At 46.3% G+C, this 26,457-nt stretch carries 17 protein-coding genes; 12 read left to right on the forward strand and 5 right to left on the reverse strand.

Translation table 11 applies throughout. The features are described 5' to 3' along the window. Nucleotides 1-393 precede the first annotated feature (393 nt). From IQ263_RS29200 to IQ263_RS06635, 4 genes are all read left to right on the forward strand, one after another. Nucleotides 394-519 carry a hypothetical protein gene (locus IQ263_RS29200; protein WP_255515822.1) on the forward strand — a complete coding sequence of 42 codons (126 nt, stop codon included), beginning with the start codon at nucleotides 394-396 and terminating at the stop codon, nucleotides 517-519. 28 nt (nucleotides 520-547) lie between these two features. Further along, nucleotides 548-1,006, forward strand: coding sequence for a thioredoxin-dependent thiol peroxidase (bcp, locus tag IQ263_RS06625; RefSeq protein WP_370589010.1), 459 nt, complete (start codon nucleotides 548-550; stop codon nucleotides 1,004-1,006). A gap of 77 nt (nucleotides 1,007-1,083) precedes the next feature. After that, the gene (locus IQ263_RS06630) at nucleotides 1,084-1,539 is read left to right on the forward strand and encodes an NUDIX domain-containing protein (RefSeq protein WP_194010783.1); all 456 of its coding nucleotides are present in this window, start codon (nucleotides 1,084-1,086) and stop codon (nucleotides 1,537-1,539) included. A 156-nt stretch (nucleotides 1,540-1,695) separates the two neighbouring features. Then, nucleotides 1,696-2,502 (forward strand): alpha/beta fold hydrolase, encoded by an 807-nt coding sequence (locus tag IQ263_RS06635; protein WP_194066730.1) that lies wholly within the window; start codon nucleotides 1,696-1,698, stop codon nucleotides 2,500-2,502. 267 nt (nucleotides 2,503-2,769) lie between these two features. Here the strand turns inward: IQ263_RS06635 and IQ263_RS06640 are convergent, their stop codons facing one another. Continuing rightward, nucleotides 2,770-3,666 (reverse strand): pantothenate kinase, encoded by an 897-nt coding sequence (locus IQ263_RS06640; RefSeq protein ID WP_194066731.1) that lies wholly within the window; start codon nucleotides 3,664-3,666, stop codon nucleotides 2,770-2,772. Between the two features lie 737 nt (nucleotides 3,667-4,403). Between IQ263_RS06640 and IQ263_RS06645 the strand changes: the two genes are divergently transcribed. From IQ263_RS06645 to IQ263_RS06670, 6 genes are all read left to right on the forward strand, one after another. Then, nucleotides 4,404-6,503 (forward strand): GAF domain-containing sensor histidine kinase, encoded by a 2,100-nt coding sequence (locus tag IQ263_RS06645; RefSeq protein WP_194066732.1) that lies wholly within the window; start codon nucleotides 4,404-4,406, stop codon nucleotides 6,501-6,503. Nucleotides 6,504-7,278: 775 nt separating this feature from the next. Continuing rightward, a complete protein-coding gene (locus tag IQ263_RS28260; protein WP_228049845.1) occupies nucleotides 7,279-7,491 on the forward strand; it encodes a hypothetical protein in 213 nt (70 codons plus the stop codon). An 837-nt stretch (nucleotides 7,492-8,328) separates the two neighbouring features. Next, the gene (locus IQ263_RS06655; protein ID WP_228049846.1) at nucleotides 8,329-13,668 is read left to right on the forward strand and encodes a DUF4347 domain-containing protein; all 5,340 of its coding nucleotides are present in this window, start codon (nucleotides 8,329-8,331) and stop codon (nucleotides 13,666-13,668) included. Nucleotides 13,669-14,356: 688 nt separating this feature from the next. Next, nucleotides 14,357-16,084, forward strand: a complete 1,728-nt coding sequence (locus tag IQ263_RS06660) for a diflavin flavoprotein (protein WP_194066733.1) — start codon at nucleotides 14,357-14,359, stop codon at nucleotides 16,082-16,084. A 330-nt stretch (nucleotides 16,085-16,414) separates the two neighbouring features. Beyond that, a complete protein-coding gene (locus IQ263_RS06665) occupies nucleotides 16,415-17,044 on the forward strand; it encodes a vWA domain-containing protein (RefSeq protein WP_194066734.1) in 630 nt (209 codons plus the stop codon). After that, nucleotides 17,037-18,782 carry a diflavin flavoprotein gene (locus IQ263_RS06670; RefSeq protein WP_194066735.1) on the forward strand — a complete coding sequence of 582 codons (1,746 nt, stop codon included), beginning with the start codon at nucleotides 17,037-17,039 and terminating at the stop codon, nucleotides 18,780-18,782. The genes IQ263_RS06665 and IQ263_RS06670 overlap by 8 nt, the downstream gene beginning before the upstream one ends. 98 nt (nucleotides 18,783-18,880) lie before the next feature. Here the strand turns inward: IQ263_RS06670 and pgsA are convergent, their stop codons facing one another. The 3 genes from pgsA to IQ263_RS06685 all read right to left on the reverse strand — a co-directional run bounded on the left by pgsA (nucleotide 18,881) and on the right by IQ263_RS06685 (nucleotide 24,400). Then, entirely contained in the window at nucleotides 18,881-19,399 is a 519-nt protein-coding gene (gene pgsA / locus IQ263_RS06675) for a CDP-diacylglycerol--glycerol-3-phosphate 3-phosphatidyltransferase (RefSeq protein WP_194066766.1), read from the reverse strand. 811 nt (nucleotides 19,400-20,210) lie between these two features. Further along, nucleotides 20,211-22,028 (reverse strand): acetate and sugar kinases/Hsc70/actin family protein, encoded by a 1,818-nt coding sequence (locus IQ263_RS06680; protein ID WP_194066736.1) that lies wholly within the window; start codon nucleotides 22,026-22,028, stop codon nucleotides 20,211-20,213. A 149-nt stretch (nucleotides 22,029-22,177) separates the two neighbouring features. Beyond that, entirely contained in the window at nucleotides 22,178-24,400 is a 2,223-nt protein-coding gene (locus IQ263_RS06685) for a hypothetical protein (protein ID WP_194066737.1), read from the reverse strand. Between the two features lie 318 nt (nucleotides 24,401-24,718). On the opposite strand from IQ263_RS06685, the gene IQ263_RS06690 reads away from it, so the two are divergent. Continuing rightward, on the forward strand, nucleotides 24,719-24,934 hold the full coding sequence (locus tag IQ263_RS06690; protein ID WP_194066738.1) for a hypothetical protein: 216 nt from the start codon (nucleotides 24,719-24,721) through the stop codon (nucleotides 24,932-24,934). A gap of 295 nt (nucleotides 24,935-25,229) precedes the next feature. Here the strand turns inward: IQ263_RS06690 and IQ263_RS29205 are convergent, their stop codons facing one another. Further along, nucleotides 25,230-25,364 carry a hypothetical protein gene (locus IQ263_RS29205; RefSeq protein WP_255515824.1) on the reverse strand — a complete coding sequence of 45 codons (135 nt, stop codon included), beginning with the start codon at nucleotides 25,362-25,364 and terminating at the stop codon, nucleotides 25,230-25,232. A gap of 305 nt (nucleotides 25,365-25,669) precedes the next feature. On the opposite strand from IQ263_RS29205, the gene IQ263_RS06695 reads away from it, so the two are divergent. Then, nucleotides 25,670-26,383, forward strand: coding sequence for a Crp/Fnr family transcriptional regulator (locus tag IQ263_RS06695; protein ID WP_194066739.1), 714 nt, complete (start codon nucleotides 25,670-25,672; stop codon nucleotides 26,381-26,383). The last annotated feature ends 74 nt before the right edge of the window (nucleotides 26,384-26,457 follow it).

Raw genomic sequence — 26,457 nt, forward strand, 5'->3', positions numbered from 1 at the left:
TTTAGCTTTCGTGACGCTGCCACAACAATCGCAAGCGATATGGTTTAGGCTTCTGAGTCCTGTTAAGGATATCGAGAACTTCCTTCAAGGTACTCCAATCGTTTCCCTCTACGGCATTTTAAAGTGAGGAACACGTCGGGCCCCACTGATATTTTAAAAAGGAATTGGTTCGTCTCGTTGTCCACCCCTCCACGGCTCAAAGCTATGCTTATGAGATTGTGAACGGGTGGAATCAGGAGTCTCACGCGCCTTTTATCCCACACTAACCTTCGATCGGTATACTGTGGGGATTCCTGTCTGCCTAGCTAAACCGCAACACCGTTAGGTGTGACTACGCACTCAACTAATCCAGTTAAGTTTTTACGTTGTCTAGTTATACTCAATTTTAGACCGATGACGATCATAGCACACCCGGTACAAGACCCAGAAAAAAGAACACCGGGATTCAAGTCGCTGGGAATCTGGGTGCGATCGGACGCAATGTTTTTAGTCTCCCAGAGTATTTATCTCAACAATTGACAAATATGACAAATGACACTTAATCCCGGTGACGCGGGATCCTGTCTTCAGCCTGCCCGACGCTGCCGGCAATTTGGTGAGCCTCGCAGATTTGCGAGGGCGGCGAGCTGTACTCTATTTTTACCATCGGGACAATACCTCCGGCTGTACTAAAGAAGCTTGCGGCTTTCGCGACATTTACTCTGAATACCGGGCGCGCAATATTGCAGTGCTAGGTATCAGCACCGACGGGGCCGCGTCTCACGCCAAGTTTGCAGCTAAATATCAACTGCCTTTTCCGTTGCTGTGCGACTCAAAGGCGGAAGTCGCTACCGCCTACGGCTGTTACGGACTGAAAAAGTTTATGGGCAAAGAATTTATGGGAATTATTCGATCGACCTTCGCGATCGACCCAGATGGTAGGATTGAAAAGGTTTATTGCAAAATCAAACCAGAATCTCACGCAGCGGAAATTTTAGCAGACTTGCTAGAAATCTCGCCTGAATGACAAATGCAAAATTAAGACTCCAGAGCTGCGAGCTAGGAGGCCTCGAATTACTTTCTCCTAAACAAGCTTTTGAGTTTATGCGTCGATTGTGGCAAATTGGACAAACTGTGCTGGGGCTGATTTTTCGCCATCCCGTCACTGGTACTGCGGTGATTCCCATATTACCTGACGGGCGAATTGTGTTAATTCGCCGCCGCGACAACGGTCGCTGGGGACTGCCGGGAGGTATGGTTGACTGGGGAGAGGATGTTCCGACAACAGTGCGGCGGGAATTGGCGGAGGAAACAGGACTCGATTTAGTCAAAATCCTGCGCTTGGTGGGCGTTTATTCGGCTGCCGATAGAGACCCGCGCCTGCACTCAATTTGTATCGTGGTAGCTGCTGAAGTGGAAGGAAAGATGCAAATTCAGGATACGCTGGAAATCAGCGAGGTTGAGGCTTTTTCGCCGGGATCGCTGCCGGAAAACCTGCTGAGCCACGATAACGACAAGCACTTGCAGGACTATTTTCAAGGTCTGACAACTTTGGCTTAAACCGGCGGGGCATCCAAATTTAAGCACAGTCAGAAATTATCTCGCCGTCAAAAGTTGTCTGCGATCGGTGGAATTAATTTTTAATTTTTCCCTACCTTAATTTACAGGTTCTGAACATTAAATTAATCATCTTTTTATTGCTAAATATTTAACCGGATGTACTCACAGCTACGCAATTCTCGGGTCAAACTTTCTTTAGGGCAAATCTTCTGGCACGAAGTCGGTCAAGGCTCTAATTTAGTATTTTTACACGGTTCTTGGCAGGACAGCAGTCAGTGGCTGGGGACGATCGAACATTTGAGCCCCTACTACCAATGTTTCGCGCCGGATTTGCTGGGGTTTGGCGATTCCGAACGGCCGAACGTTCATTATTCGATCGACCTAGAAGTAGAATGTCTCGCGCAATACCTCGACACTTTGAACCTGCAACAGGTTTATTTGGTCGGTCATTCTTTGGGCGGCTGGGTGGCGGCCAGCTACGCGATCAAATATCCCGATCGAGTTCAGGGTTTAGTGTTGTTGGCCCCTGAAGGGGTAAAGGTTGGCCACCGGCGGGCGCGGTGGCAGAATGCTCGCTGGCTGATCGGTAAACCTCCCTTAGCTTACTGGTTGTTGCGATCGATCTATCCCATTGCTAAGTTGTTGGGCCGCAAAAAAAAGATTGACAGATTGCTAAACTTCAGACAGCAATTGGTGCAGTCCCCAGTTGCAGTGCAGTTGCTGTTGGGGCGTCGGCGGGCTGAAACTACAGCGGAGTTAGTTGATGATAATTTACCATTTTTGAAAGTGCCTGTTTTGTTGTTGCACGGTTCTGAAGATAGCGTCACAGCTTTATCTCTGTGTCAATGTTATGCCGCTCTAGTTCCTAATGCCGAACTGCAATCTGTCAGCGGGGGAGAAAGCAATTTACCGCAGGAAGCCCCGGATATTGTTGCTAAGTATATTCGCGAATTTGCTAAGTGAATTAGTCAGTAGTCAGTAGTTAGTAGTTAGTAGTTAGTGGTCAGTAGTCAGTAGTCAGTAGTCAGTAGTTAGTAGTTAGTGGTCAGTAGTTAGTGGTCAGTAGTCAGTAGTCAGTAGTCAGTGGGAATTGTGGGCTGTTGACCAATAACCAATAACCAATAACCAATAACCAATAACCAATAACCAATAACCAATAACCAATAACCAATAACCAATAACCAATAACCAATAACCAATAACCAATAACCAATAACCAATAACTACTAACTAAGGACTAATTCCCCAAAAAATGGCTTCTGGTGCGTCAATTATGCAGGAAGCTGTATCGGGAAAGGCTGCGGTGAGGTATTGCAATAACAAAGTTCGATCGCCCCCGGTGAGTGCAATTTTGCTATTGGGAAACAACCTCTGCCAATCTTCAATAAAATCCCTAACTCCTGCCAGAGTGGCATACACCACTCCGCTGTGAATTGCCCCAGCAGTATTTTTTGCCCAGCGGTGTGGCAGATTTTCTGGTAAACTAACTGAGGGCAATGCAGCGGTTTGTTTCCCTAGCGACGACAATTGCAAACCCAAACCGGGCAAGATAGCGCCCCCAACTAAATACCTATTGACATCTGCCCCAGTAAATGTTAGAGCTGTACCAGCATCTATAACTAAAACTGGCCAACCCAATTGGTTGCCAGCACCCAGTAAAGCCAAAGCTCTGTCAATTCCTAGAGTAGGATACAGTCCCCCGATCGGCAACTGGTCTAAAGTAATAATTCGGACATTAGGATAACTCTGCCAGATTGCTGTTTGCTGGGGAACTACTGATGCCAAAACCAGAGGTGGCGCGATGAAAGAAACTGCGTCAGAATTAGAAACGGCGGGAGTATCATGAAGAAAAGGGAGATTTAGATCTGATATTTGGCCGATGGAACTCATGACTGTTTTTACCAAATATTCGGCTTTTTCTGTCTCACAGAGCGTGGAAACAGCATCAGCTTTCAGATGCTCTGTATTCCATGTTTTTTCTATGGTTTTCCCAGCAAATAATCCCCAGTGGAGTCGCGAATTGCCGATCGCCAAAGCTATTTTAACCTCGTCTTTACCTGTGAATTGAGGTGTCAGGTTGCTTGTAGCAACTAGCGGGCGAAAATTATCGACAATTGAGTTTTTCATGTTTATCGAGCGCGATCGTCAACATTGAACTAAAGATAGATTTTAGATTAATTTGATTCGCTTAACCTAGCAAGTAAGTCTAATTTACCTGCAAAAAAACAGGTTGCGCGCCCCCGACAATTGTTGTGGATGCTTCCAAAGTTTTAGAATTTTGTTCCTGCTAACCGATCTGTGAAGTAAATCTCAAAGCGAAAAATGGAAAATCTCAAATCGACCGATAGCTAAGGAATTTCAATGGCGCGCGCTTAATTTGTATTTTCGGCTACATAACCCACATTCTGCACCCTCAACTGTCACAGAGTACAATTACTCAGAGCAATCGATTTTTAAAGTGATAAATTATGCCTCTCAAAAAACTTTTTTCCGTCTATAGCGGTTTTCAAGAAAGTGAGGTATACCCTAAGCCCACAGAGGTTTATGCCCTATCCTAGATAGTAGCTTTTATGAGAGATTGAAAGGCTATATATACGATAATAAAGTATAATCTAGAGCTTAATTGTTCAATAAAAGTAAGTAAAAACCGATTGTGACAGTTGAGGGTGCGGAATGTGGACAGAACGCTTAATTTATATTTATAAATATTTGTAAAGCAAATAATTGCAAGGGTCGGGGTGCATCCTTTATAATGTTTTAATATCTTCCAACATTCCTAGTAGTGGCGATCGCGCTGTTGGCAGGGTAAGCAAATCTGTAAAGAACCAGGATCTATCGAAATACAGTACAACGGCAGAGTAAATATGTCTCTAAAAATACAACAACAAGAAAACCATTGCACGATCTTCACTTCGCAATTGCCGGAAGCTGAAAATTGGAGGCAGGAAGAAGGTCTTTTGCAGCCGCAAATAGACGAACAAAAAGCCCTAATTGTGCAGATGCAGCAGCAAGTTCAGCTATCAAACCTGCTCAACCAAATTAATAACGAAATTCGCAGCACACTTGACATAGAAGAAATTTTGACATCTGCCTGCCGATTGCTGGGGCAAGTGCTGCAGTCCAGCCGCGCGAGTATTTTAGTCAAAGAATCAAGTACAGGAAATATTTTAGTCACGCGGGGAGAGTACAACGCGGGGGATTATCCGATCCAACTGGGCATGAAAGTACCGCTTGCTGACAACCCGCACTTGGAAAAAGTTATGTCTCAGCAGGAGTCGCTAGCAGTGACGAAGTTTCTCGATTTTCCGGGGTTGAACCCACAAACCAGGACAATTGCGGAAGCTTTGGAGATTAAGTCAATGCTGTCAGTAGCTACTCGCTATCAAGGTGAAGTCAATGGCATAATTGGCTTGCATCAGTGCGATCGCGAACGGGAATGGACAGATTGGGAAAGGCAACTTGTAGAAGGGGTAGCTTCTCAATTGGCGATCGCGATCAATCAAGCCAAACTCTACAGGAAAACCCGCCGCCAAGCTGAACGAGAATCGCTGCTGCGACTGATCGGCAACCAAATTCGCAGTACGCTGGATCTGGGAACTATCCTGGAAACAGCGGTGAGAGAAGTCCGCCAAATGTTGCAGTGCGATCGAGTAATTATCTACCAGTTTGAAGATAACTGGCAGGGAAAAGTTGTCGTTGAAGATATGACGGTTCCTTGGCCTTCAATTTTAGGAGATATGGGGGCAGATAAGTGTTTCAGAGGAGATTACGCCGATCTTTACCAGCAAGGGCGAGTCAAAGCAATTAATGATATTTTTAATTCCGGTTTAGAGCCTTGTCACGTTGATTTTTTAGACAGTTTGCAGGTAAAAGCTAATCTGATCGTACCGATTATTACATCCAGAAATGAAGAAAATTCGCTGTCTGCCGACGGAAGTTGTAATTTCAAATTTCCCGGTAGACTTTGGGGTTTGCTGATTGCTCACGAGTGCCGGGATACTCGCAACTGGCAGCGACAAGAAATGGAGTTGCTGTCGCAGCTAGCCGACCAAATGGCGATCGCGATTCAGCAAGCAGAACTTTACAGCCAAGTCCGAGAAGCTGCGGTCAAATCTCAAGCTCAAACCCAGCAACTGCAAGCAGCGCTGCAAGAATTGCGATCGGCACAGCAGCAATTAATTCAAACCGAAAAAATGTCTGGTTTGGGGCAAATGGTGGCCGGTATTGCTCACGAAATCAACAACGCCAACAATTTTATTCACGCCAATTTGTTTCACGCTAAAGAATATTTTAAAGTCTTAAACGAAGCTCTTGAATTCTGCGGAACAGCCTGCCCGGAAGCCGCGGAAGCACTTGTCAAAATCAATGAAGAACTAGAACTAGATTATGTTCGAGAAGACTTTGGCAAACTGCTCAATTCCATGCGAGAAGGCAGCGGTAGGATTCGCTCAATCGTGACGACGCTGCGAAGTTTTTCTCGATTAGACGAGGCGGAATTTAAAGCGGTGGATTTGCATGAAGGTTTGGACAGCAGTTTATTGATGCTGCAAAATAAGCTAAAAACCAAGATTAAAATCGAGAAAGAATACGGAAGTTTGCCGCTAGTTAACTGTCATGCAGGCCAAATCAACCAAGTATTTTATAATTTGATTGACAATGCTTTAGATGCGATCGACTCTGCAGACAAACCGGGGGAATTAACAATCCGCAGTTGGCAAAGCGAGCCGGACTGGGTAGCAATTTCTGTCCGCGATACCGGAAATGGCATTCCTGCGGAAATTCAGGATAAGATTTTTGACCCATTTTTTACTACTAAACCTGTCGGGAAAGGTACTGGTTTGGGACTTTCTGTGTGCTATCAGGTAGTTGTGCAAGCCCACGGCGGCCGGATTCGGTGCGTCAGTGAGGTTGGCGGAGGAACTGAGTTGATTGTTGAATTGCCGTTGACCAATCAGATGGGTTGAGATGGGTTAATGATTAGTGGTTGTAAGTTGTTTTGGCATTTGAATTGCATATTTTTGGCTAGCAACTAGACTAACACCCCACTGATGGTTTAATTATTTTTTGAGGTGCAATTTAAATGCTGGGCGAGCTTATTATTGTAAGCCACCGGGTTTCTGTTTCCAACAATGCTTAAATGACGATCGCCCCAGCGCCATTTAATCACAGTATTTGGGCGATCGCACTTATTGTCGATCGCACTTATTGTCGATCGACCTTTTATTGAATTCCAGATTTTTTATAATATAGGGTATTAGCATATTTCGTGGCAAAAAGCAACGATCTAGATCATGAGTCTTTGATGAGCGCGATCGCGCTCCTGTCCAGCTCACCATCATATAATCGCGAGGATCCCTTGACTGCCATCTACCGCCAGATAGACCTTGCAAAAAACCGACGGTAATGCCGTAAAGTTATGCAACATCCAGCCTGAAGCAGATACTGTCTCAGATGCTAGATGTACAGTCTTGTCTCCAGACATTATTTAAGTCTCTAACAGGTGTCGCAGTCAGAGCAAGTGTCTACCACCAAGCGTCAGCCTTCTTCTTGACCGGGGTAAACTACTTGAAAACCTGAAACATCTTCCAACTCGATGCCCCAGAAAATCCATTTTATTTCAGGATTGCCGCGCGCGATCCGGTTCCACCTTAATCGCTGCCATCCTGCGGCGAAACCTCCGGTTTCACGCAGCCATGACTAGCCCTGTGGGTGGTTAAATTCGATCGAATGTTGGAAGCCATGAACGAAGATAACGAGTTTTCTGTCTTCATTTCCGATGAACAAAAACGGGCGCTCATTCTGAGCATCTTTTCAGCCTACTATCACCCGGAAGCTGATAAAAAAGAAGTGATTTTCGATACCAATCGCCTATGGTGTAGCAAATTACCTTTAATTGGGAACTATTTCCCCAAGCGACAGTCATCTACCCTATCAGGAACATCGCCTGGATAATGGATAGCATTGAGTTACGGATTCGGCGTAATGCCTTTGACCCACCTTTTGTACTTCAAAATGTAATATGTAATTATTACATTAACTTAGTAATTGAGCCAACCTTAAAATTGAAAAAACTAAGTATTTGTACGTAAATCAAACGTCAAATAACTCAGAATTTTCGTATTACTTGGCATACTACAAATAGACGTGCGGAATGTGGGTTTGATGTTTCCTAGTTATTTAAGAATCCAGCGGAACGAGCGACAGTTGGTAGTCGTACCGAAGCATTAAGCCAAGGTAATCGTTTAGTAGGATTTGCCTACAACTCCCTGAAAGAAGTATTCTATAGCGAACAAAGTGCATCTCTACTATTAGTTGATTACAATTTATTGACAAAAGTACCAGAGAAAACTATATCGCTAATTTATCAGTTTTTAGGAGAAGAAAAATTCATTCGTGATTTCGATAATGTCCAGTAGGGCGAGCCATTATTTGACAATGAACTGAAAGCCCAAGGGTTACATCAGGTGCGTTCTCAAGTCTAGTTTCAAGGAGAGAAAAGCAATCTTATTACTAGACTTTATTGAGCGATTAGATAGATTATTTTTGTTGGAATAAGACCACAAATAGCCGCGCTAGTGCCATTGTCGAAAAAGCTAAATAAATCGTAAAACCTTGACATCTGTTCCCCGGAGATATCCCTAAACCTTTTTTTCAAGGGAAGTAGGGATTGACTTTAAGAACTATCTTGTCCCTTTTTTAAATGGGTTAGGAAGGGGGTATAGGGCGAGAGGATATCCAGCTTAACTCAAGTGTATTCAAAACCAATCAATCATTAACCGGAAACTAAGCATGACTAAGCAAATCATTTTCGTTGACTCCTCTGTACAAGATTATCAAAGCCTTGTTCAAAGTGCCGAGGGCGGTAAAGTTGTCATTTTAGATGACAAATCCAGCAAAATCGCGCAAATCACTCAATCCTTAGCCGGAGAAAGTGATATTGAAGCATTGCACATCATTTCTCACGGGAATGAAGGGAGTATCACACTCGGTACTGAGGTACTTGATGAAAGTGCGATCGAAACTTTCCGCGATCGGCTAAAACAGTGGGGAAAAGCCTTAACTAAAACAGGCGACATCCTATTATATGGATGTAATGTTGCTGCCGGAGAAGTTGGTAAGAAATTTGTCAAAAAATTAAGTGAAATCACGGGTGCGGCTGTAGCGGCTTCTAATAACTTAACCGGTGCGGCGGCATTAGGTGGAGACTGGAGCTTAGAAGTGAGATTTGGGGAAATTGAAACCCAACCCCTGAATTTTGCCAACTATGGTTATACTTTGCCAGCTACCATCACCAATGTCACTTCAACTGCACCGAATGGTAATTATGTGGCAGGTCAAACTATTCCGATTACCGTTACCTTTAGCGAACCCGTCAACGTCTCCTTCGCCCCGGGCTTTCCAGGATTCAATCTTAACTCAGGAGGAGTAGCAATTTATGCTAGTGGTGCAGGGACAAATACCCTCCTCTTTAACTACACCATAACTGGGGGTCAAGTCGCTGCAAACCTTGATTATAGCTCGACTTCTCTCAACGGTACGATAACTACAGCCTCCGATAATAGTCCTGCTACTTTAACGCTTCCCGTTACAGGTGGGGCTCTTGACTCCCTGGGTGACAATAAAGCCTTTGTCATCGCAGATGCAGTACCACCCACCATCACCAGTGTAACTGCCCCCGCCGCCGCCACTTACAAACTTGGAGATACACTCGACTTTGTGGCAACGTTCAGCGAACCTGTCACTGTCACAGCCGGTGCAACCTTACCCATTACTTTAGATAGTGGTGGGGTAACTGCTGTCTTAGTGGGTTCAGGAGCATTGTCTGCCACCCAAACCTTCCGTTATACTGTTGTAGCTCCCAACCTAGATACCGCTGGCGGCATCGCAGTGGGGACAGCCTTAACTGGAACTATTACAGATGGTGCCGCTAATGCTGTTGCTAACCCTACCTTCACTGCACCCGTCACTCCAACGGTAAATGTGGATGGAGTAGTACCCACCATCACCAGTGTAACCGGACCGATTACACCTGGTACCGGCACACCCACCACCACCTACTTAGCTGGAAATGTCCTCGACTTCACGGCGACTTTTCTCGAACCAGTCACCATCATAGGCGGTGCAAACTTACCCATCACTTTAGATACTGGGGGTACAGTCAATGCTACCTTAACGAGTGGAGGAGCATCATCTGCCACCCATACTTTCGGTTATACTGTTGTAGCTGGCAACGCAGATACCAATGGCATTGGAGTAGGGACAGCCTTAACATTACCTACCGGTGCGACTGTTAAAGATGCCGCAGGGAATGATGCAACTCTTACCTTCACTCCACCCGCAACTCCAACGATAAACGTGGATGCAGTAGTACCTACAGTCACCAGCATCGTTCGTAAAACTCCTACAACAGAATCAATCCCTGGTACAACCACCGCCGTGACTTACACGGTGACATTTAGCGAACAGGTTAGTGGCCTAGATCCCGCTGATTTTACCGTTACTTCCGTCGGCGGTGTTACTAATACCGGTGTTGTCGTTTCGGCACCAACCGCCAGCAACAGTGTAGATGTTACGGTGAATGGCATTGCAGGTGGTGATGGTACTATCCGCTTAGACCTAGCTGCAGCTCCCACAGCGCTTGTTGATAATGCGGGTAATGCCGTCGCAACACCATTTAACACTGGGGACACCTACACGAGAGATGCAACACCACCAATTCTCCAAAGCGTTACTTCTACCACCGCTACTGGCAGTTACAGCAACCTAGCTGCTGCTCCTGATATCAACGTTACTCTAACCTTCAGCGAACCTGTCACATCAACGAGTGCCATAACTGTCGCCTTAAATAATGGTGGCACTGTCACTATTCCAGCTTTCGCCACCGCCGCTGCATCTGTTAGCGGCACTTATACTCCACCAGACGGAGCCACTCCGGGAGTTGCAGGAGCCGGAGATATTCCCCTTCTTGACCTGTTCGCAACAACTCCCATAAATTTGGTTGGAGGTTTAGCAACCTTAACAGATGCTGCTGGCAATGCTATTACTTCTCTGACTCCTACTACGGTATCTTTAGCAGCTAATAACATAACGGTAGATACTAAGGAGCCAACTCTTACCTTAACAACCGCAGCAGTAGCACCTGTCACCGGCCTGTTTAGCGTCACGGCTACCTTTGATGAGACTGTGGGAACAACTTTTGATGATACTGATGTCACTTTAGGCAATGGTAGTATAAGTAACTTTGTTCCAAGTGCTACTACACCTGGACTCTACACCTTTGATGTCACACCTACAAATGATGGGCCTGTCACCATTGATGTCGCTGCATCTAAAGCGACAGATGCAGCATTAAATCCCAATACAGCAGCGCAACTGCTGGTTAATGCGAACGTTCCACCTAAAGTCACCAGTATTAGCTCAACTTCCCCTGATGGTAGCTATGGGACTGGTAAAGTAATTCCGATTACCGTCACATTTACCGAACCCGTCGTCGTCACTGGTTCACCGACGATCGCGCTCAACTCCGGGGGGACGGCTACCTATCGCACTGTGGGTGGTGGTAGCGGTACGAATACGCTCACCTTTGACTACACCGTAGCAGCAGGTCAAACCATCGCTGACCTGGACTATAGCGCGATCGCTGCCCTTACCCTGAATGGCGGTACGATTAATGACGCAACGGTGACGACTAGCGCAGCGATACTCGATCTCCCTGCTCTGGGTGCTGCTAATTCCTTGGGTGTGAATAAAAACTTAGTCATTGACACCACCCCACCCAACGTTACGATTAACCAAGCTAGTAGCCAAGTCGATCCGACGAGCAATACCCTTATTAACTACACCGTCGTATTTGACCAAGAGGTGACGGGGTTTGATGCTACCGACATCACTTTCACTGGTATCACCGGGGCCGCCGCTACCGTAACAGGAGATGGTACAGGTCAAAATTACAACGTAGCCGTTACAGGTTTGACCCAACCGGGAGCATTGACTGCTACTATTGCCGCCAATGCTGCTAACGATTTAGCCGGAAATGGTAATACAGTCAGTACCAGTACGGATAATTCTGTCACCTTTAATCCGGTTACTCCCTACGTCACCGCCATCAACAAACTCGATCCAGATCCTACTGCTGCTACAACAGTTAATTATCAAGTCACCTTTAATGAATCTGTGACAGGAGTTGATGCTGCGGACTTCACCTTAGTAACGAATGGTGTCACCGGCGCAACTATCGGTGCAATCACGGGTTCAGGCACAACCTATAATGTCCCAGTGAACACAGGGACTTTAGATGGCACGGTACAACTGGATTTAGTCGATAATAACAGCATCCTTAATGCCCTGAATGCTCCTCTAGGTGGAGCGGCCCCGAACGATGGAAACTTTAAGGGACAGGTTTATACTGTTGGTAAAAACAGCGCTCCTGTTGTCGCCGTTGCGATTAACGATCAATCTGCGACGATCGATACGGGGTTTACTTTTACAATACCCACAGGTACGTTTACCGATCCTAACAACGACCCGTTAACTTACACCGCGACATTAGAAGGCGGAACACCGTTACCGACTTGGTTAACCTTTGATGCAGCAACAGGCATTTTTAGTGGCACACCTGCAACAGCAAATATTGGAAACCTGAAAGTTAATGTGGCTGCTTCCGACGGTCAAGCTTTTACGACCAATACTTTCCTGTTAACGGTATCCGATAAACTCAATACTCCTCCTGTTGTCGCCGTTGCGCTCAACGATACGTCAGCGACAATCAATACGGCGTTTAGTTTTACAGTACCAACAACTACGTTTACGGATGCTGAAAATGACCCTTTGACTTACACCGCCACCCTAGAAGACGGAACAGCGTTACCGGGTTGGTTAACCTTTGATGCGACAACAGGCGTTTTTAGTGGCACACCTGCGGCTGCAAATGTCGGGAACTTAAAGGTAAAATTGACTGCGAATGACGGCAAAGCCTCTACGGGCAATACCTTTATCTTAACGGTATCCGATCAACTCAATACTCCTCCTGTTGTTGCCAGTGCAACTATCGATAAGTCAACGACGAGCGGTGCGGTGTTTAGTTTTACAGTACCGGCCGGTACCTTTACGGATGCTGAAAATGACCCGTTGACTTACACTGCGACTCAAGAAAACGGCACGGCGTTACCGACTTGGTTAGCATTTGACGCGGCGACTCAGACTTTTAGTGGCACACCTGCGGCTGCAAATGTCGGAAACTTAAAGGTAAAATTGACTGCGAATGACGGGAAAGCCTCAACGAGCGATTTCTTCCAACTTGTCGTGAATGCGGCACCGACACCCCCGCAGACACCCGGACAGGGATCCTCGCCGACACCATTACCGATACCAACACCGGCACCATCGCCGGGGCCATCGCCGACACCAACACCGGCACGCACATTAGTAATTAACACGCCGCCAATCAGTCTCATCGGTCGTGGCGAACCCACCGGTTTCCCACAAAATCAAGTAGTAGATGGTCAATATTTACTCACCGATGGAGATGATACTAGCATTCCATCATCAGCCTTTGGCAAACCAATCTTCGCGTTATCAGGTAATGATAACTTGACGGGAAGTTCTGGTAATGACACGATTTTGGGCAACCAAGGTGCTGATATCATTAATGGTGCTGATGGTAACGATTCCTTATTTGGTGGGAAAGAGTCAGATCAATTATCAGGTGGCAATGGTAATGATTTCTTGAGTGGCAATAATGACAATGACACTCTCACCGGCGGTGCTGGTAATGACCTCTTACGCGGTGGTAAGGAAAATGATGTCTTGCTTGGCGGAGATGGGGATGATGAGTTGTGGGGCGATCGAGGTTTCGATGCTCTCACAGGTGGTGGAGGAAGGGACACCTTTGTATTACAATATACTGACACTAACCCATCTCAAGCTGATGTGATTACTGATTTCAATTCTTCTGAGGATAAAATCAGATTGGTTGGTTTTAGTTTCAGTCAATTAACTTTTGAGTCAGTCAACGTCGTTTTAGATGGGGCGACAGCTTTAGCTTCAACGGCAATCAAGTCTGGTAATGACTACTTAGGAGTGGTTTATAATGTGAACCAATCTGCTCTTAATAGCGGTTCTTTCTTGTAAGATTGCTGGGAAAAAACGCTTAGCAAAAGCATCAAAGGGAGGCGATCGCCTCCCTGGAAGCCGGTAACTCAAAACTCTTTATCGCCTTAGCTTCTATAAATCAAAGCCACGGGCTCAATCAAAACTCGGTACTACCAAATCACCATTCTGCTTAGTCAACTGGTTGTACAACCGTTCTCTATTCGGAAAATTAGCAGCAGGTAGTGTCGGAAAACGGCGATACGACACCGTATCTTCCCCCAAAAAACATAAAGCGAAGTCCCATACATCTTCCGAAACACATCATATCAAATCCTCTCTTCATGGGAATAGTAAATTCACTGTTAACTGTTGACTGTTAACTGTTGACTGTTAACTGTTAACTGTTGACTGTTAACATCATGTATGAGTGCAACCGGAATTGATATCACTAGCACCCAAAACTTAGAAACCGGGTTTCTGAGTTTTGGGTGCTTCCCATTTATTTTAAAATTTGATTGGTAAAATTGTAATTTTGTCAATACCTAATTTGTAGATTTTTTACAAAATTCCCGCGAAACGAAGCTATCCCGCAGGCGATCGCCCCATCCATACATTAATAACTTTCAAGTTACTTAACACCTTCATAAGAAATTTTATGAAGATTTACAAAAGAAACGTGTCAGAATGGAAACAATAAGGTAATGGATAACAGACAAGGAGGCACAGTATGGTAGCCCTGACTGAACGAGTCCAACGCAGATTGACAGTGGAAAAAGTCGAAATTGCCCCTGATACAACGGCAATTCGATGCCTGGACTGGGATAGAGACCGCTTTGACATTGAATTCGGACTCCAAAACGGTACAACTTACAACTCATTCATCATTCGCGGCGAAAAAACCGCCCTCGTCGATACATCCCACGAGAAGTTTCGCCAGCAATATATGGAGACTCTGACGGGGGAAATTGACCCGAAACAAATTGATTATCTAATTATCAGTCACACCGAACCCGACCACAGCGGTTTAGTTAAAGATGTGTTGGCTTTGGCACCCCAAGCAATAGTCGTGGGGGCGAAAGTAGCAATTCAATTTTTAGAAAATCTCGTACACCAGCCTTTTGAGCGGCTTGTAGTCAAAAATGGCGACAAATTAGATTTAGGTAACGGCCACGTTATCGAATTTGTATCTGCGCCGAACCTGCACTGGCCTGATACTATTTTCAGCTACGACAGCAAAACTCAAGTGATCTTCACCTGCGATGCTTTCGGGATGCACTATTGTTCCGACAGTACCTACGATGACGATTTGGCAGCGGTTGAGGAAGATTATCACTTTTATTATGAGTGTTTGATGGCTCCCAATGCTCGATCGGTACTCAGCGCCATGAAGCGGATGGCAGAATTGGGAGAAATCGGTACGGTGGCAACAGGTCACGGGCCACTGCTCAGGTACAATGTAGTTGAACTTACTGGACGTTACAAAAAGTGGAGCCAAGCCCAAGCTAAGGCAGAAACCACGGTAGCGGTATTTTACACTTCTGATTACGGATTTAGCGATCGGCTCAGTCAGGCGATCGCCCACGGAATCACCAAAACCGGTGTCGCCGTAGAAATGATGGACTTGAAAACCGCCGACTTGCAAGAAGTCCGCGAACTTGTCGGTACTGCTGCGGGGATCGTGATTTGTTCGCCGCCTAGTAACGGCGCTGCTGCAGAAAATGCCGAAGCAGCTATCAACACAATTTTAGTCGCAGCTAACAACAAACAATCCTTCGGTTTGTGCGAATCCGGCGGCGGCGATGACGCATCTATTTACCCGCTGCGAAACAAGTTCAAAGAATTGGGTTTGAAAGAAATATTTCCCAACATTTTGATCAAAGAAGCGCCGACGGAAGCAGTTTATCAACTTTGCGACGAAGCCGGCACCGACTTGGGACAGTGGTTGACGCGGGACAAGGCTGTCAAACAGATGAAATCCCTCGATAGCGACTTGGATAAAGCTTTGGGACGGATCAGCGGCGGACTGTACATTATTACCGCTCAAAAAGGCGCGGTTAGCAGTGCGATGTTAGCTTCTTGGGTGACGCAAGCGAGTTTTAAACCGTTGGGTTTAACTATAGCAGTTGCGAAGGATCGGGCGATCGAATCGATGATGCACGCGGGCGATAAATTTGTGCTCAACGTGCTCGAAGAAGGCAACTATCAAACCTTGATGAGGCACTTTTTGAAGCGTTTTGCTCCTGGTGCCGATCGATTTGCCGGAGTTAAAACTCAACCAGCCAGCAACGGTTCTCCAATTTTGACAGATGCTTTGGCTTACATGGAATGCGAAGTAGTCAGCCGGATGGAACTTTCGGATCATCATATCGTATATGCTACGGTCGATAGCGGTCGCGTATCCAACCCCGAGGCGCTGCCGGCAGTTCACCACCGCAAAGTCGGCAATCACTATTAGGAAGTGAGTTAACAGTTGACAGTTGACAGTTGACTGTTAACTGTTGTCAGGAGCAAGAGGGAAATTAAACGATATATCGATCGACAGTCTGAGTCAACACAGGCCAAACTGATTAGTAAGGTGCGTCAGACGATGTTTTATTCGACTTCATCATCGACTATCTACTGACGCACCCTACAATTAAAGTCTAGGAGGCAACTGGCTACGCCAAAACTCTCAACTTTGTGCTTGTGGCGCACCTTACCAGGTTCTAGGTGTTGGGTGCGCCACAAGCAGCAAACCGGGCAAACCGTTGTCATTTAGACTCCATTTTAACTAGGGGAATTGCTAATGCCCGCTAATCTTTTAGAAGACCGAGATTACACAATTATTATTGCCAGAAGCGATGGCAGCCGAGACCCAAAACATCCTTTTTATGAGGAATGGGTAGAAGCACAGGCATCTCTGATCGACTTAGCAAAAAAATGTCAAGAATTTGACAGTGACGGCATAACCGTCTATGAAGCTTCTACTCCTATGTGGAAGTATAAAAATTCTAATGTTGCCCGGTTGGCTGAAATTTTGCAGCGACAAAATACGGAACCTGATTCAGCAAAACCGACTGCAATTAATTTGGCAGAACCTCTAACCACAGCTTTTAGCGATTATTTTCAGCTCAAAACAAAGGCTGCTGGGAAACAAGGAGCAATAATTGTTGTAGTGCTAGATGAAAAACCAGAAAATGGCGCTGCTATCGCCGAAATTCTTGTAAGTGCGGCCAATAAAATAGATAGAGATGAAGAAATTGGTGTGAGCTTTATCCAAATTGGGGACGATTTGAAAACCCAGAAATTTCTAATTGATCTGGATACCAATTTACAGGTTCAAGGTGCCAAATTTGATATTGTAGATACCAAATTTTGGCACGAAATTAAAAGAAGTTCTGTTGTTCAGTTTCTCATAGGTGCAATAAATGACTAACGCTCTAGTTTCCAGAACCGCATCTGATGCCAAACCGCGCGACGTGCAGTTTGTCCAAATTGCTGCAGATACGGTAACAGTACGATCGCGCACTTGGGATAGACTAAAATTTGAAGTAGAATATTCCCTGCAAAAGGGGACGACAGCAAACAGCTATATCATTCAAGCCGACAAAACAGCTTTGTTTGACCCGCCGGGGGAATCTTTCACCCAAAATTATCTGGATTCTTTGCAGCAACGGGTGGACTTGACAAAGCTAGATTATGTGATTTTGGGGCATTTCAACGCTAACAGAGCTGTCACAATTACAGCTTTGTTAGAATTGGCTCCGCAACTAGCTTTTGTTTGTACAAATCCAGCGGCGATTGGTTTGCGAGGCGCTTTTCCCGAACAAGAATTAAACATTATGATTGTGCGGGGAGAAGAAACTCTCGATTTAGGAAAAGGTCACAAATTAAAATTCATCGCGACTCCGACTCCCCGCTGGCCTGACGAACTTTGCACCTACGATCCGCAAACTCGAATTGTGTTCACGGACAAATTTTTTGGTGCTCACGTTTGTGGCGACCAAGTATTCGATGAAGGGTGGAGCGTATATAGCGAAGACCGGCGCTATTATTACGATTCTCTGCACGCATCTCAGGCTAAACAAGTGCTGACGGCAATGGATAAATTAGTCGATTTACCAACAGCATTTTATGCTCCAGGCCACGGCCCAATCGTCCGTTACGGCCTCCACGAACTGAGCAATTTGTATCGGGAATGGAGCCAGCAACAAAATTCAAAAGACTTGACAGTTGCTCTACTTTATGCTTCGGCTTACGGAAATACGGCTACTTTGGCGCAGGCGATCGCCAAAGGCATTACGAAAGCAGGCGTTGCTGTAGAAACGATCAACTGCGAATTTGCCGAACCGGGAGAAATTAAAGAGGCGATCGAGAAATGCGCGGGATTTATCATCGGAACTCCGACGCTAGCAGGACACGCGCCGACGCAAATTCAAACTGCTTTGGGAATTGTGCTCTCAACAGCGGCTAAGAGCAAATTAGCGGGGGTTTTCGGTTCCTTTGGCTGGAGTGGAGAGGCGATCGATTTAGTAGAAAACAAGCTGAAAGATGCTGGCTACCGCATTGGATTTGAGCCGATTAGAGCGAAATTTAAGCCGACGGCGGCGACGATTTACGAGTGCAAAGAGGCGGGAACAGATTTTGCTCAAGCTTTGGTGCGATCGCAAAAATTGCGGGCACCGAAACCGCAGTTGACTGGTGGGAGCGATCGCACGGAACAAGCAGTGGGAAGATTAGTAGGTTCGCTGTGCGTAGTCTCGGCGAAGCGCGGAGATCTTACGAGTGCGATGCTGGCTTCGTGGGTATCGCAAGCCACGTTTAATCCCCCTGGCGTGACGATTTCGGTGGCTAAAGATCGATCGATCGAAGCTTTGATGTACGCCGGAGATAAATTTGTGCTCAACATCTTAGCAGAAGGGCGACAGTTGCGGAAGTATTTCATGAAAAACTTTGCTCCGGGAGAAGACAGATTTGCCGGAGTTGAAACGGTGGAAGCTAGCAACGGCTGTCCGGTTTTGACAGAAGCTTTAGCTTATCTCGAATGCGAAGTAATAAGTCGGATGGAATGCGGCGATCACTGGGTAGTTTATGCAGCGGTTGAAAACGGTCATTTGCTGAAAAATGACGGGGTAACAGCGGTGCACTACCGGAAATCGGGCAGTCATTATTAAGCGGCGATTAGGACACGGCACCGCGCCGTGTCCCTACAAATAGATCGAAGTTTTTACCTGGGTTAATCCGCGTCAATCTGCAGTTACCAAAAACCGATTTAGTTTGTCTCAACCGCCGATTGTGGCCACAGATAAATAGCGCCAGAAATCAAAGTTAAAGCTACAGAAATCCAAAACGCAACTAAGGCCGGAACGTTCCACGCCTCAGATAGAGGAGCGATTAAAAGCGCGATCGCCACAATCTGACTAACCGTCTTCAACTTGCCCCAAATATTAGCTCCAGAAATCGTAGTTTTATTAACACGCCACCCCGCAATTGTCAACTCCCGCCCCAAAATTAAAAACACTGCCCAAGCCGGCACTTTACCCAACTCAATCAACACTAAAAGCGGCGCTAACACTAACAATTTATCCACCAAAGGATCGAGAAACTTTCCCAAATCGGTAATTTGATTCAGCTTCCTAGCCAAATAGCCGTCCAGCCAATCAGTAGCCGCAGCTACCACAAAAATTGCGGTGCAAATCCAGCGACTTTGGGCGCTGGGATCGTACAAACCGTAGAGCAGAAAAGGCACTCCCAGCAAGCGGGAAAAAGTAATCAAATTAGGTAAATTCATCATAGAAGTCGTGGGGAATTGGGACTTGGGAATTGGGAATGGGGAATTGGGAATGGGGAATTGGGAATGGGGAATTGGTCATTGGTCATTGGTCATTGGTCATTGGGAATTGGTCATTGGTCATTGGTCATTGGTCATTGGTCATTGGGAATTGGTCATTGGGAATTGGCCAAACAGGTCATGGGGCATGGGGTATATCGTTGTCAATCGACCAGAAATGATGTCATCAGTCATCAGTCAAGGGAGATGGAGATGAACAAAAATTAAGGGCAATATTTTTACAAAATATTGCCCTTAATTTAACATTTTTTTGTAACATTTTTATTTTTAGCAAAACAGCTTTTAGCTCAATCTTTATCCACAGCTCACGACAAACTAACAACCAAAACAGCAGGTATATTAACACGCAGCTTGTTTATTTAAGACAACCCAAATTGTTTTGCAAATCAGATTGATGTCTTGACAAACCTCTGTCTTTCATGGGAGAGGATTCTTGATTCATATCAAATCCTATCTTCATCGGAATAGTAAATTCACTGTTGACTGTTGATTGTTGACTGTTAACTGTTAACTGTTGACTGTTGACTGTTGACTGTTGACTGTTAACTCGATTTTATTATTCCGATGCAACCGGAAACAATATTACTTGCAAGCAAGCATCTTGACTGGGAATGAAAATTTAATCACTTAAGCGATTTCTCGTTATATCGTTTCCGCTTGCATCGTCAGGTGATTTAACCTTATTAGTACGCAGAGTACACAGAGTCCGAGAATATATATCTGAATCATTCCGATGCTACCGGATTTGATATTACCCATCGCTCGGTGTGTCAACATCCCAAACAATGGTGAGCGGTTCTAAAAATTTTTGCTGGCTGAATCCGGCGAGTTTTCCTAAATATTCGCGCACAAGCCTAGCGTGCTCGATATTCAAGCGATAACCCCGCGAGACATCCTCAAAGAAAAGCGGCTCAGCCAAAATTGCTTGCCAATCAGGATTTTGCCTCGACTCCTGGGCTAGCAACATGAAATCTTGCTCCTCCGGCAAAAGTCCCGCCGGCAATTTTCCAGCCAAAATCTCCAAAATCCGAGGCCTGCAGGTGCGGGTATTCACGCCTTGGCGTTCCAACAACTGCAAAATTTCCTCAAAACTCTGAGTTTGGGCACCCAAAACCTGCATTAATTCCCACAGCAGAAAAAAGTCGCTGTACTGCTGCGGCACATCCAAAATTTGAGGATAAAGAGCCAAACTCGCCAACCCGCAGGCAACTAAACCAATTTTTTCTGAATAGTTTGTGCTTGGCAATACAGAATCAACAGCCGAATTGTGTGACTCAGAAATATTGCGATCGCCCTCAAATTCCCTGTCTAGCCTGTCTTGAACGACGATCGCATTGGGCAGCTTCTGTCGCAACCAACGGGCGATCGCAGGCCAAGCGCCCATACCTCCAGTACAAATCGCGCGATCGATCCCCGCCGGCGACATTCCCGCGCGGCTGAGCAAAGCATTTAATTCGCGGTTCAACTGCTGCACAAAAGGCACTAAAACCAGACTTTCCAAATCTCTGCGCTTCACATCCCAATGCTGCTGGCCAATATTCAAAACAAAACTTTCTTGATGTTGCAAAATAACTTTCAAATGCCTTGCCGCTGCCAACAATTGCAGCCCAAAAGCAGAACCTTGCAACCGCTGCTGCAATTGATAGCGACTAGGCAAATCGGGATGCCCCGGACGCGGCAAATCGACCGACATTCCCCAAGTTTCATTTTTCGCCAACAACTGACAGACAATATCCTGATCGAAAGCATCGCCAGCAACATCAAAACTTTGGCAAGTAAAATCAGCACGAGTTAAACTTTCAAGATTGGAGGGCAAATCAACTAAAGCTAATTCCACCGTTGTCGCCCCCGCATTCAGAATCAAAGTTCCCCCGCTAAAAGCCCCATCATTCACAGTTAGCGGTACAGCTTCTGCGACTTTGCCACTAATAGAATCGAGCGCCAAAGATTGCACTTTTGTGGAATTTTTGATAGGAGTTACAACAGCAATTAAAGTGGCGATCGCATCTGGCACCACAAAAATTTGCGAAGCCGAAGCCACCAAACCTGCGCCCAAAACAGCCTCCCGCAGGTTAAACCGATAAGCATCCGACCAACCCGCCGGAGTCCCCAAAATTACACCCTGCAAGTCTGAGAGTGCCGCATCCAGAGTTTCAGCAGTCAGTCCCGAAGCTTTACAAACTTCCCCCGATCCCCCAACTTTTTGCCCTCGGCGGGGATTCAAAGTAGCCAGCAGCGCCCGTACACCTTGCACCGGTATGGCGACCGACAAAGCCCCGCCATAGCACTGCAACAGCGGTTCGTACATCCCAGCAGCTTCTCGCTGATAAGGAATGGTCACTTTTAAAGGCAATTTAAAATTTTGCAGCAAAAATTCTTCCCCTGGCCAAGCCACCTGCGGGTCTGCATTGCTTGGGACTGTTTCCTCCACCGCCACAACCGAGGGAATCCGAAAGGTAGCCGAGGCTTCCGGGGCCTGCGGTGTTTCCCAGTAAATCGGGTACAACTTGCCGCTGGTGCGATCGAGCAAAGCAGCCGACAGTCCGCCCGATGCCAAATCAATGCCCAAATACCAGCGAGAATTCCGGCGTTTTGGAGATTGAGAGGAGGAAGGGGCGATCTCGCTGGGAACAAAATCTGCTGGCGACTCTTGCTGCTGCGCGCTTTCCCTAGGCTCGGTTTTCGCCTCAACAGCTTTTGTTTTATTCTCTGTGGGAATTAGGTTTTTTTTTTACTTTCTGCTGGAGTCGATCGCAATTCATCAGTTTCTGCAATTTCTCGATCGGTTTGAGTCAAACTAGCCAAAATGTCGTCTAGCGTCAACTTTGACTCATCTTCCTCAACAAACAAATCATCCTCAAGTTCGTCTTCCACAACAAACGGTTCATCTTCAGATGAGAGTTCCAACACATCGGAGAACAAATCCTCCAGCGTGCCGAATTCTTCCTCTAGGGTTTCGGGAAAGGGATTTTCTGCACCGTCGTCGGAGGAATTCGCCAAATTAAAGCTGCTAACCGCACTTGAATTCGATCGCCCTTGGGCCGTATTTTCCAATCCCTCCAGATTGTAGAGGTCTGTCTCCAACAATTCCAGAGTATTGTTATCCAAATTTAGAGCTCGATCGAGGTCATCTTCTAATGCTTCAACCGGCAGCAAATCCTCATCCGGCGAAGCTTGGATGTAGTCATCATCTAATAGCTGCGAAGATGCGTCGGACTCGCCCGTGCGAACATCACGAGCACTGGGGAGGCGCGCGGCACTGGGTTGCTTCGGGCTAGTTTCAGGAGTCGCGCTCAAAGTCGGCGGCTGTGGTAATGTTGCAGTGTCGGAACTATCGCCTAGGTTTTTAGCCGTTGCTCGATTTGGTCGATCGTCCGAATCAAGTTGCGGCGCGATCGAACTTTTGGCTGGCGGTTCTGAAACTTGAGGTACTGTTGCAACTTGCAGTTCAAATAAATCTTCACTATCTAAAGTTAGATCCTCGATCGAATCACCGATTACAAAGTCTGAAGTTTCACCCAAATAATCTTCCAGCGATTCGCCTTCATCCAGCAGATTTACAAACAAATCTTCCGCATCATTCAAGAGTTCGGCAGTTTCCTCGCCTGCTTTTTGAGATATTACCGCTTTATTGGTCGCAGCACTTTCAGTATTTTCTATAGTAAACTCTTCGAGTTCTAATTTTAATTCTGCGACTTCTTTTTCCGCAAACAAACTTGCGTACAAATCTTCAACATCTTCGCCATTTTCTGCTAACATATCTTCCGACTCAGCGCCGGACAACAGAGTTACAGATGCTGATTCTTCTTCTGGTGCAGAACCGAACAAATTATCTTCCCAATCCGAGAGAGAGAGAGGAGTTTCAATAGGATCGCGATCGTGCCTCACCTGTCCGAATTGCTGAGAAATTTCTGTACCGGCGTAGGGAAATCTGTCTTGTTCTGGCAGTTCGCCGCTCAGATTTTCACGGGTGGCAGGGGCATCCGGTTCGATCGCCCGATTTGAGATAGCGGGAGCCGCACCAGAGCTGTCTGTGGCTCTTGGGGCTGCCGTTTCGAGGTTTTCCACAGATATCGGCTGCTGAACGTAGGAAGACGCTTCTCGTCCCAACTGTGTCGCCAAGTGGTTAACAAAAGCCGCGAACATTGCCTCGCTCTGCTGGCTCAAACCGTACATATTTTCGAGTCCTTGTCCCAAGGAAGCTTGATAGCTTTGCAAATTTGTTTCCAAACCCTCGAAGGCCATATTCATCGTCGAATCTAGCCTCATCAGCAGGCTGTCGGCACGAGCTTGGAAATTTTGCATTTGCTCCAACCTCTGACCCGGTGTCAGCAGCGGGAGTTCTTCTGAAGTTTGTGGGTTTAAAGCCGATTGTTCGGATTGTGCTGCACTACTTGGCAAAAACTGATTTTCTAGGGTAGCGAAAATTTGGGACAAATCGCGATCCAAGGTTTCTGTCAAGCGGCTCCTGAGCACCTGCAAGAATTCAGAAATGATTTGCTGTTGGTTAGCTTGTTGCTGAGCTAGGGATTGTTGCTGCTGCCGTTGTGCTTCTAGCTGTTTGATTTCTTGAATTAGAGCTTGCTGCTCTTGTCGCAGAGCTTCTATGTCTTCTTGCAGCGGCCCCGTCAGGCTCGAACGCAGGTTGCTAATTTCTCCGGTGACGGCAAGCATAATTTGCTCTGCTGCTGAGGGAATCGCGGGCGGCATCGGCAATTTTGGCACTGGAACCGGTACCGGGCGGACGTTTGGGGCCGGCGGCCTGTTGGGAATTGCTAGCTTTGAGTCTTGGGAAAACAGGTAAGCGCGAACTCGCTCTAACAGTTGGCGCTGGTGGACAGTATCAAGAGAACCCGTCCAAGGCAAGCGGGGGGCGGGCTTGCTGAGTACCTCGTCAATCTCAGCAATTAGTGCTTGAATTTTGTACTTCTGAGAATTCAAGGGCGGAACCTCTGGGAATGCGGCTTGGCAGAAATTTTGTTGAAAAAAGAGTGAAGTCAGGCGGCAGCTATACCAATAGATAGAATAATCTGAATGCGAGCCTGTAAATAATCGACTAATATTTTATGACAACTTGGAATTAACCTTTTGCTTTTGCCTTCGGATGACTTCTATTACCCATCATAGGTTAGCTGGTACTTCCGCATCAAATGCTGGCTTCTATCAACTGCAAATGTTCTCAAATTCTGTGGCTGCTTTCCGTTTTTGCCGATCGACTGCAGGGACGATCCCGGAAGAGGGATAGCTGGGCTTGATGAAATGCAGGCTGGCACCGGCCCGGGGCTGTGGCGTGCCGCACCGGCTGGCCATTCTATCTCGCTCTTTCACCGAAAGCAGAACAGTTCGCGCGTCGCAGTTCAAAAACCCGGTTTCTCGATCGCCCGTCTCTGGCTCGCGGGCCGCGATCGTCTCAAAAACCGGGTTGAGAAGGCCTTACTCCGACAGAAAAAACCTCAAACAATTGGCGATCGGTAACAGCCCCATTAATTACAAAAAGACTCTTGAAGCTGGTTAGGCCCTGGGGCTATTTGCAAGTGTAATTAATTCTGCCCGCCCTACTTACCGTTTCAAAAAAACAATGCAACTGTATGTCCCTAACCCAAACTCATATCCAGTAACTCATTCCCAATGCTTCAATTCTTTAATCTTCAATCGAAAATTGTAGGATTTAGGTGCCCCAAATTCGGCTTTATCCGGCTACAGTTGATGGTAACAACCTCCGATGATAGCTTTTGATCTGTATTCGTGGTTAGAAAGATTAATGGTATCATTAGACTCCCAGCGGTTGCGGTCGATTTGGTCGCTGTATACCCGGTGTGCCCGCTTGTGGTGTTTCTCCGTGCCGATCGACTGCTGGGCCGGCTGACCACAAATCTCTCAACAGTGTTAAGCTTGTTTTCGTCAAGTGCTGGTCTTCGTTAACTCGATCGGCACAAGCAGCTTGCCACGCTGCTTAAATTTTGTTAATAAAATTTGCTTTGCGGTATATATCTAAAAAATCATGGTATATTCTTTAGTTTCTAGCTCGCCATCAGAACTTGAAGGTATTAATTTCCATATTCGACCGATAGACCGCCTAACTTGAGAGGTAAAATTGCCGATTTGAGATAGTTGTTTCTCAAATTTTGAATTTCCCATCGAATGACTCGGCTGCCAACTATTTCTAACTGCCCAGCGCAGCTCAAGCGCGTAAATTAAAATAATGGCCTCATGGAAGACCGCTTTAACACCCGAGATCCGCAGTCTAATATAAATCAATTGATTGTTTCTACTCCTTTTTTTGTAGGTTTACCCGACCCTGTAATTGAAAGAGCAACTGTCCACATCGTTACCCGGAGTCATCCGTCAAATCAAGTGATTTTGCTGGAAAATGACTGGGGAACATCAGTGTATTTTATATTAGATGGTTGGGTAAAAATTCGCACCTACAACCTAGACGGAAAAGAAGTAACACTGAATATTTTAGGGAAAGGAGAATTGTTTGGAGAAATGGCAGCGATCGAAGAAACACCGCGATCGACAGATGTCATCACCCTAGCCCCGACACTGATCGGGAATATGCCAGCTCAGGATTTTGTGCAACTGATTCATACCGAGCCGCTAGCGGGCATTCGGCTAGCTCAACTGATGGCTCGCCGCCTGCGGCAAGTCAACCGCCGCCTGCGTTTGCGAGAGTCGGACAGTACCTCGCGAGTAGCAGATATTCTGTTATTTTTGGCAGAGGGGCAAGGCAAAAAAATCCTGGAAACAGGAGGCACAGAAATTCCCAACCTCCCACACAGAGAATTGAGCAGCCTCAGCGGGCTGGCTCGGGAAACAGTAACGCGAGTGCTCAGCAAGCTGGAAAAAAAAGGAACAATTCAGCGCGAACGTGACGTTTTGTGCATTCCCGACCTACAGGCCTTGGAGCGTCTGTTAATGTAGAAGTATCAGAGACTGCTAATTAGAATCTAATTAAAAAGCACTCTCTGTTAATTAACTGATATTGATGATTTCCC

It is taken from the genome of Tychonema sp. LEGE 06208, assembly GCF_015207505.1.
GTDB lineage: Bacteria > Cyanobacteriota > Cyanobacteriia > Cyanobacteriales > Microcoleaceae > Microcoleus.